Raw genomic sequence first — 310 nt, forward strand, 5'->3', positions numbered from 1 at the left:
CGCAAGAAAGCAGCCAAAAACTACGACTCGGCGCGCTGACAGCGCTGGTCGTAGGTTCCATGATCGGCGGGGGCATTTTCTCCCTGCCACAAAACATGGCAGCCAGCGCAGACGTCGGCGCCATTCTCATCGGTTGGGCCATCACCGCGGTCGGCATGCTGACCCTGGCCTTCGTCTTCCAGACCCTGGCCAACCGCAAGCCCCAGCTCGACGGCGGGGTGTACGCCTACGCCAAGGCCGGTTTCGGCGACTACATGGGCTTCTCATCGGCCTGGGGTTACTGGATCAGCGCCTGGCTCGGCAACGTCGG

Annotated in this window: 1 protein-coding gene; it reads left to right on the top strand. The window is 63.9% G+C overall.

Annotation, left to right across the window (positions count from 1 at the left end; genetic code table 11):
* Positions 1-310: amino acid permease (locus C167_RS31920; protein ID WP_037005690.1), on the top strand; the 310-nt coding region annotated here is incomplete at both ends.

Source organism: Pseudomonas nitroreducens TX1 (assembly GCF_000313755.1).
GTDB lineage: Bacteria > Pseudomonadota > Gammaproteobacteria > Pseudomonadales > Pseudomonadaceae > Pseudomonas > Pseudomonas nitroreducens_A.